This window comes from Streptomyces sp. NPDC038200 (assembly GCF_055600785.1).
Genome location: NZ_JBVJYH010000009.1, coordinates 358,508 through 366,289, shown reverse-complemented (window position 1 = coordinate 366,289; position 7,782 = coordinate 358,508). Strand labels below are relative to the sequence as shown.

Here is a 7,782-nt window from a genome sequence, read left to right as displayed (position 1 = left end):
TCGACCACGGCCCCGTACTGCTCCTGCAACGCCGGCACCGCATCACAGCCCTGGGCCAGTTCCTTGCCCGAGGCCCCGCCGAACGACGCGATCACGTCACCGCCCGACGAGCGCAGATTCTGCACCGCGGCCTTCCAGCCGCCGTCGCCCACCGGGGTGTTGCCGTTGAAGGTGGCCTTGCAGCCGCCGCCGTCCAGCACGAACGCCAGCGTGGCGTACTGCAGCCCCGCCTGACGGGCCTTCTCCAGCTCGTCGGGCGACCCCCACGTCTCCACGTACGGGGCCGCGTACCGCGACGGGAACCCCGTCCCGCCCGGCCCGCCCGACGCCGGCACCTCGCTGCTCGTCGGTCCGGGAGAAGCGGACGGGGCTTCGATGGCGGTGCCGTCGTCGGTGACGAACTTCCAGGTGATGCCCTTGACGAGCCCCTTCTCCAGAGGCGCGAGCTTCTGGAACGCGGTCTGGCTGAGGTCTAGGTGGTCGGCGGCGCACGAGGGACACATGTCCTTGACGGGCACGGTGATCGTCTTGCCCTCGTACGACACCTGGACGTCGACTCCCCGGCACAGCCGGTCCTGGTTGGGATCGGCGGACGTCCACCACTCGTGGGACACGGCGACGAGGTCCTCGCTGGCCGCGTCGACCACGCTGCCGCAGGCGCCGTACCCGCTGTCGTTGTAGTACGTCATCTGGCCGGAGATGGTCCGGGTGCTGACCGAGTTGTCGGCCAGTGCCAAGGACACACCTCCCAAGACGACGGTCACCAGGGCGACGGCGCCGCCCGCGATGATCCGGTTCCGTTGGGACACGCAATCTCCTGGTCGGTCTCATGTGCTGTGGATCGGTCCGTGGCCCGGGGCCCGGAAGGCCCGGCGGGCGGGCAGCCCGGCCACGCCCGCCGGGCCTGGGATGCTCCGGGACGGACGCCGTGCCGGGCCGATCATTGGAGAAGCGGACGGCCGACCGCAGCGATCCGCCGGGCCGTCTGCCCGGCGGGCCACTCACTCCGCCTTTTCGGTCATCGCACAGAGCGTCGGCACCGACCGGACGGCCCACGGCCGCCGCGGACCAGGCCGTGTCCGCTCGTGCACGAGCCGCCGTCCGAAAGGGCACGGAGGGGGCGCCCGCCTTGCGGTCCGGTGGACGCGCCTGCTGCGATGAACGGTGCCGGGAGACACCGTTGCCCCGGGGAAGCGCAGCACGGGACCGAAGCCACGGCGACCAGTGAGAAGGGCATGAGCGAGACCCCTGACCGGCCCACCGGCCCGGAGCGCACCGACGGGACCGGCAGGCGTACCCCCGCGTCGGGTGACGACCTGTGAGGCGATGGACGACCGGCCTCGGCCCGCTGCGGACGCTCGTCCCCGGACTCGGCGGCCCGGCACGTCGGACCCGGCAGGCACCCGTCCATCTGCTCGCGTCCGACGCCGACGAGTCGGCGCGGCTCGCCGAGACGGTCGAGGCACTCGGCCACGGAGAGCCCGACCAGGCCACCGTGGTGGTCGCCGCGAGCCTCGCGGACTCCCCCGAGCTGTGGAAGCGACTCGCGCCGCTGCTCGACGCGTTCCGGCGGTCCGGCATCACCGGTGTGCGGCTGCTCTGGGCGGGCGCGGGCGCCGACCTGCCGGGGCGGCCGGCACCCGCGAGGCGGGTCTGCGACACCTGGGGGCTGGAGGTCATCGCCCCGGCCGGTCCCGTGGTCGTCGCCCCCGACGGGTCACTCTTCACCCCCGTCGGACCGGACGGCTGGTGGCAGTTCAGCCCCGGCCTGGGTCCCCGGCCGCTCGGGCTGCGCCATCCCGTGCCGAGCTGGGAGGACGCGGCGGCCCGCCTGACGCCCGACGCCGTCGGCGGACACGTGGTCGAACCCGTGCCCGCGGGGGTGCTGATCCGGGCGGCGGGACGGGTGCCGGACGCCGAAGGGTCCGTCGCCGCCTCGATCCCCGTCGACGAACACCGGCTCGCCGTCGTGGTCGGCACCCCCGGCACGCCCCCCGTGCCCGCCCGGGCACTGGCCGAGCTGCTGGCCCTGCTGCCCTCCAGGGCCCGGGCCGCCGCTCGCCTCGTTCCCGGGGACGGGCGCGACCTGCTGGGCGCCGGCCAGGAGACCGCCGATCTGCTCGGCACCGAGGTGGAGGTGGTGAGCGGGGTTCCCGCTCTGCTGGAGCGAGCGGACGGCACGGGGGCCGACTGGGCCGTGGTGCTGATCGGAGCGGACGGCGAACCGACGTGGCGGCCTTACGTGGAGGCCGTCGCCTGTCTCCCGGCGCACGGCGGGCCCGCTCCGGCGCCGCGCGTCCTGCGCCGGCGGCCGCCCGTGACCGGACTGGCGGCCGCCGCCGAGGACGGTGTGCTGATGCTCGACGCCCTGTGGCAGGTCGCCGTCACCCGTGCCGGACTGTGGGTGGGTTCCGACGGCGTCGTGCCCGCGGAGGCGTCCGCGCGGGCACTCGCGCGCGAGACGATGATGGTCCACGTCGGTGCGCCCGGGCAGCGCCTGGACGACCGGCTGTGGCCCGTGCTCGACACGCTGATGGAGCGGCTGGAACCGTCCGCGCAGGCGCGGACGACCCTGCACGTGCTCGGCAGGTGCAGCCCGCAGGGACGGCGCTCGCTGCGGCAGGTGACCGAACGGCGGGGCATCGCCCTGGAGTACAACCGGGACACGACCGCCGGCCCCGTGGCGGAAGGCCCGGCGGAGGAAGTCCCGGCACAGGAAGTCCCGGCACAGGAGGGCTCGGCGCAGGAGGCCGGCGGACCGGAGCAGCGGCGTAGCGCGGCCCCGGCCGGGCCGCACGCGGACACTCCCGCCGCCGCCGCGCCCTGGCACGCCACGCCGATGAGCGTCCGGATCCGGCGCGTGGCCGCCCCGTCCGCACCGCCGGTCGTGGACGCCCCGGCCGTGTCCGCCGCCGCCAACCGGAGGGCCCCGGCGCCTCCGGGCTTCGCCGAGGCACGCGCCGCGAGCCGGTCGGTGGGCGGGCCGGGCGGCCGTTCCGTACCGGTCCCCTGGCAGGTCGCCCGCGAGGCCCCGGCCCAGAGCCCGGCCGGTCCCCCCGCCCCTGGCCGGACCGCCGCCCCCGCCCCCGGCCCGGCCGCCGCTCCCGCCCCCGCCCCCGGCCCGGCCGCCGCTCCCGCGCCCGCCCCCGGGCCGGCCGCCGCTTCGCCGCCTCCGGTGGCGCCCGGGACACCGCCGTCGCCGCCCGTGGTACCCCTGTCGTCGCCCGCACCCACCCGGACCGCCACCCGGACACCGCCGGTGTCCCCCCGGGCCGCCGCCCAGGAACCGCCCGCGCACACCGCTGCGTTGCGCCGGGCCGCCCGCCCCGTCCGCGTCACCCCGCTGCACCGCAGCAGCCCGGCCGACCGGCAGGCGCTCCAGGCGCTGGGCGGTGAGCAGTGGTGGCAGCAACAGGCCGCGGTCTCCCGGACGTTGATGGTGCTGCCGGGGCTGCGCGCCTACAGCCACGACGAGGAGGCGTACGCGGACCTGATCGCGGTGCGCTGCTTCCTCACCCTCGACGACGGTCCGCTCGGCTGGCGGTGGCTGGAGCGGCGTCTGGCGGTGGGGGCCGACGACGCGCTGCCCTTCCTGTCCTGTCTGGCGTCCGGTCTGCGACGGCTGCCGTCGTACCGAGGAGTCGTCGTCCGCGACGCCGGAGTCCTCCCGGCGGGCGCGACGACACCGGTCCCCGGGAGCGAACTGCGCGAGGCGGGGCCCGTCGGCACGCTGGCCCTGGAGGGGGCTCCCGCCTCCGCCGCGGACCGGTACCTCATCTGGTCGGTGACCGGGCGGCGCGTGCGCGGACTGTTCGCCTCGAATCCCGCGACGGGCTACGGCGAGGAGGTCGTCTTCGCCCCCGGTACGCGCTTCCGGGTCCTGGGGACGCGGGGGCGGCCCGGAGCCATGACGGTCCTGCTGCGCGAGGTGGCCGAGGGCGACCCCGCGGCCCGTGCCGGCCGGCACGAGGCCCAGGACAAGGGCGCTCTGACGGCGCTCACGCAGGCGGCGGACCGGGCCCCGGGAGCCGGCGCCGCCGCGTCGTGGCCGCCCCGCCTCGCCGGACAGCTGGCCGAACGGCCCCGGGACGAGGACAGCCGCGCCTGACCACGCCGACCGGCCCCGCCGTGCCGGACGCACCCACCCCACAGAGGAGAAGAACATGTCCGCTGAGCGCAGGACGCCGAGGCGCGGAGCGCAGCCGGAAGCGACCGAGCAGTTGAGGATGCGGCGGGCCGTGGTCCTGTCCACCCCGCCCGACCCCGCCCCCGCCACCCCCGGCACCGAGGAGCCGCGGCGGAGGGCCGCGGGGACGGCCGCCCGGACGGCCGGCGGCGGGGCGGCGGCCACCGGACTGCGGAACGCGGGCCCCCACCGCCCGGAGGAGGGACCGCAGCCCGGCGGCCGGCCGGGGGGAGGCGACCGGCGCCGGCCCGCCCGAGGCGGAGCGGCCCCGGAGGGCGGTACGGCGGAAGGCGCCGCGCCGGCCGGCAACGCCAAGTCCAGTCAGCGGCCGTTGCTCGCCGCGGCGGCGGTCGCCGGAGCGGTGCTGGTCGCGCTGCCGCTGGCACTGAGCCACAACGACCAGGACAACGAGACCGACTTCGAGGCGTCCGGACAGAAGTCCCCCTCGCCCGGGACGGCCAACCCGAACTTCATCATCGACGTGCCGACCCATCCCGAGCCCGAGACCACCGCGCGCTCCCTGCCGTCCGCCTCGTCCCCCGCACCCTCCGCACCCTCCGCACCCCCCTCTTCCTCCGCTTCCTCCGCTTCCTCGTCTTCCGAGTCCTCTTCCTCCGCCTCGACGCCCGCCCCGTCGGCCTCCGGTATCCGGGTGTCGCCCCACAAGACCTTCCAGGGCCCCGGCATACGCGCCCCGCACCCCCAGGTCTCGCCCACGCCCCCCTCCGCGCCGCACGCCCCGACGGCCCTCGCCGGAGGCGCACCTCCGCGCCGGGAGAGCCACCCCGTGGCCGGCGGCGCGGAGCACCGGACGACCGCGCCGGCCACGGTCCAGGTCGCCCGGACCACCACGGGTGGCGGCAGCGCCGCCGCACGCCCCGCCGTGACCGCGGCTCACGCCGAGGCCCCGCCGGCGGCCTCCTCCGCCGCCACCTCCGCCCCCTCGGGGCCGCTCAGGACCGCCACCGCCTCCGGCGCGAGCGGTCAGGGAACACCGGCCGGTCAGCACACACGGACCACGCAGGGCTCCCCCGACGCCCAGGCGGCCCCGACCGCCCAGTCGGCCTCCGCCGCGCAGGCCACGCCCGCCCCCGCCGCGCAGCCCGCCCCCGCCCAGGCCGCCACCGCCCGGGCGACGGGCGGGCTGGTCGTCGAGGCCACCCGGGTCCTGGAGCCCGGCGCGTCGATCGCATCGGACCGGGCCCGCCTGACCATGCAGGAGGACGGCAACCTGGTCGTCGCCGACGAGAACGGCACGATCCGCTGGTCCTCCCACACGGAGGGCCGGGGCTACAAGGCGGTCTTCCAGGCGGACGGCCACCTCGTCGTCTACACCCGCGACGACCAGACGGCCTGGTCGTCCGGGACCGCCGGCCACGACGGCGCCGAACTGGTGCTCCAGGACGACGGCAACGTGGTGATCCAGCAGGACGGCACCACCCTGTGGGTCAGCGGAACCGCTCACTGAGCGCGGCCGGGCGGCCCCCGGCGCCGGTTCCGTCCGGCGCCGGGACCCGGCCCCCCAGTCCGGGCGGCCGGGCGAACGGGTCCGTCGCGCCGCTCCGCACCAGACCGCTCCGCTCGTCCGCGCGCCAGACGCCCAGGGCCTCTTCGAGCTCCCGCACGACCGTCCGCACCGAGCCGCTCGCCGGGGAGCCCGTCGGAACTTCCCGCATCAGCACGGCCGTACGCTCGCCCCGCCGGACACGGACCTCCAGGACCTCGAACCGCGTCCCCGGCGCGAACAGCACCCGGTCCGGCAACTCCGGCTCCAGCAGGGCCGTACGGCGGCCGGTGACCGAGCGGATGACGATGTCGGTGTTGCCCGGGCTCCCGGGACTGCCGGTGAGGGACGCCGCGCACACGTCGCGTTCCACGACCTGACAGTGCGTGTCGTACCACCGCGTCTCCTCCTCCGAGAGGTCGGCGCGCAGCGCGACCACACCCCTGTGCTCGGGCAGCAGCGCCAGTCCCGCCAGGGCCGAAGCGGTCGGCGGTGGCACCTCACCGCCCGGGACCCGGCCGTCCCGGCCGCCGTGCTGCCCGTGGACGGTCAGCTGGAGGCGGGCGGCGACGAGCCCCGCCAGGACGGCCTCGGGTGCGTGGTCTCTGCCCAGCTCGGGGTTGCGCCGCAGCGCGAGGGCGACGACGGCGGTGTCCTTGGCGGAACCGGCGCCACCGGGCGGAGCGCCCAGCTCCGACTCCGGCTCGCGCGGCTCCGCCACGGACTCCTCGGGCCGTGACCCGGCCTCTCCGGGGGGAGGTCCGGCGGGCACGAGGGGCGGAGCCGGCCGCTCGGGGCGAGCGGCCGGCACACCCCACGGCCGGCCGGCGGTCAGCACCCGCACCAGCAGACCGGTCTCCGGGGGCAGGCGCCGGACGACGTCCTCGGCCAACTGCTGCGAGCGGGGCAGCGCCTCGGGCACGCTGTCGTCGCACAGGATCAGTTCGTGGTGGGGGTCGGGTGGAGCGGCGCGTACCTCGTCGGCCGACGACGGCTCGGCGGAAGGACGTATCCACAGGCCCCAGGGGAGGACCTCCAGCACCACGCCGGGCCCGCCGCGGTACAGGCCCCGGCGGAGCATCGGCAGGTGGTCGAGGGGCCAGCGGTGGTCCACCGCGAGCAGGGAGTCGGCGGGCCCGCCCGGCTCCGGGGGCAGGTGGAGGAACTCACGGCCGAAGACAGGGCGTCCCGCGGTCCCGTCCCACTCCGTGAACAGGACCTCGTCCAGCGGCGCGCGGCCGACGACCGGGTCGCTGGTGGGAAAGCCGTTGTACACGTGCACCGGCTCGCCGGTCAGGGCGGCGAGGGTCTCGCCGAAGGAACGGCCGCCGGGCGTCCGCGCCTGCCCGGACGGCACGACGCGCATCGTGGATCTGGTGTCCTCGGGGAGGCTCCGCCAGAAGCGTGCGACGTCCTCCGGTGCCGGTTCCGGGGCGTCGGGAGTGCCGATCACCACCGTCGCCGCGTCGCTCCGGCCGCGCAGGCGTGCGGCCAGCGCGCGGCGGTGCCGGTGCTGGGCGGCGTCCTCGCGGGCCGGCCGGAGCCACACCCCGGCGCTCACCGGTTCGGCCACGGCGTTCGCGCCCACCGGCCAGGGCCGGTCCGGCAGGGTCCCGTCCCAGGCGGGCCGGGGGAAGCGGCGGGACACGTACCGTTCCTGGCCCTGCGGTGTGCAGAGCACCCAGCCGCGGCCCCGGTCCGCCCCGATGAACAGGGCGCCCCCGGCGGACGGGAGCAGCACACCGTCCGGGACGACCACGTCCTGCCCCAGGCGCCCGGCCAGCCAGCGGCCCGCGGCGGCGGGTCCGCGCGACGGGGGTCTGCCGAACACCAGCCGCAGGCCGCGCGGACCGGCGGGCACCACGCGCGCCACGACCTCCTCCACCGCGTCCAGCGCCGTGTCCGGCGGCAGGTCCACCACGACGACCGAGTACGCGGGATCGGCCGCGAGGCCGGCGGCGAACAGCAGGGACCGCCGGTCGGCGCCGGTGGCCGGATGCACCAGCCAGGCGGCGCCGACGCGTCGCACCGCCAGCTCGGCCGGCGGTGTCACGCGGCGTTCGGCGGGGGGTGCGGACCGGGCCCTCGGGGC

4 protein-coding genes are annotated in these 7,782 nt (G+C 77.3%); 2 read left to right on the top strand and 2 right to left on the bottom strand.

Going from position 1 to position 7,782, the window contains the following annotated elements; translation table 11 throughout:
* The coding region (locus ACZ7KF_RS21340) for a cysteine/serine endopeptidase inhibitor (protein WP_471077079.1) at positions 1-809 on the bottom strand (809 nt) is incomplete at its 3' end.
* 509 nt (positions 810-1,318) lie between these two features.
* Between ACZ7KF_RS21340 and ACZ7KF_RS21335 the strand changes: the two genes are divergently transcribed.
* Both ACZ7KF_RS21335 and ACZ7KF_RS21330 read left to right on the top strand, forming a co-directional pair.
* A complete protein-coding gene (locus ACZ7KF_RS21335) occupies positions 1,319-4,108 on the top strand; it encodes a hypothetical protein (RefSeq protein WP_471077076.1) in 2,790 nt (929 codons plus the stop codon).
* 55 nt (positions 4,109-4,163) lie between these two features.
* The gene (locus tag ACZ7KF_RS21330; protein WP_471077074.1) at positions 4,164-5,654 is read left to right on the top strand and encodes a hypothetical protein; all 1,491 of its coding nucleotides are present in this window, start codon (positions 4,164-4,166) and stop codon (positions 5,652-5,654) included.
* Here ACZ7KF_RS21330 and ACZ7KF_RS21325 read toward each other — a convergent pair.
* Positions 5,635-7,743, bottom strand: coding sequence for a hypothetical protein (locus tag ACZ7KF_RS21325; protein ID WP_471077071.1), 2,109 nt, complete (start codon positions 7,741-7,743; stop codon positions 5,635-5,637). The two genes, ACZ7KF_RS21330 and ACZ7KF_RS21325, sit on opposite strands and share 20 nt — an antisense overlap.
* Positions 7,744-7,782 lie beyond the last annotated feature (39 nt).

Bases quoted from the DNA above. Each gene is read 5' to 3' on its own strand.
- ACZ7KF_RS21330 (WP_471077074.1), top strand. From the start codon at position 4,164: ATGTCCGCTGAGCGCAGGACGCCGAGGCGCGGAGCGCAGCCGGAAGCG.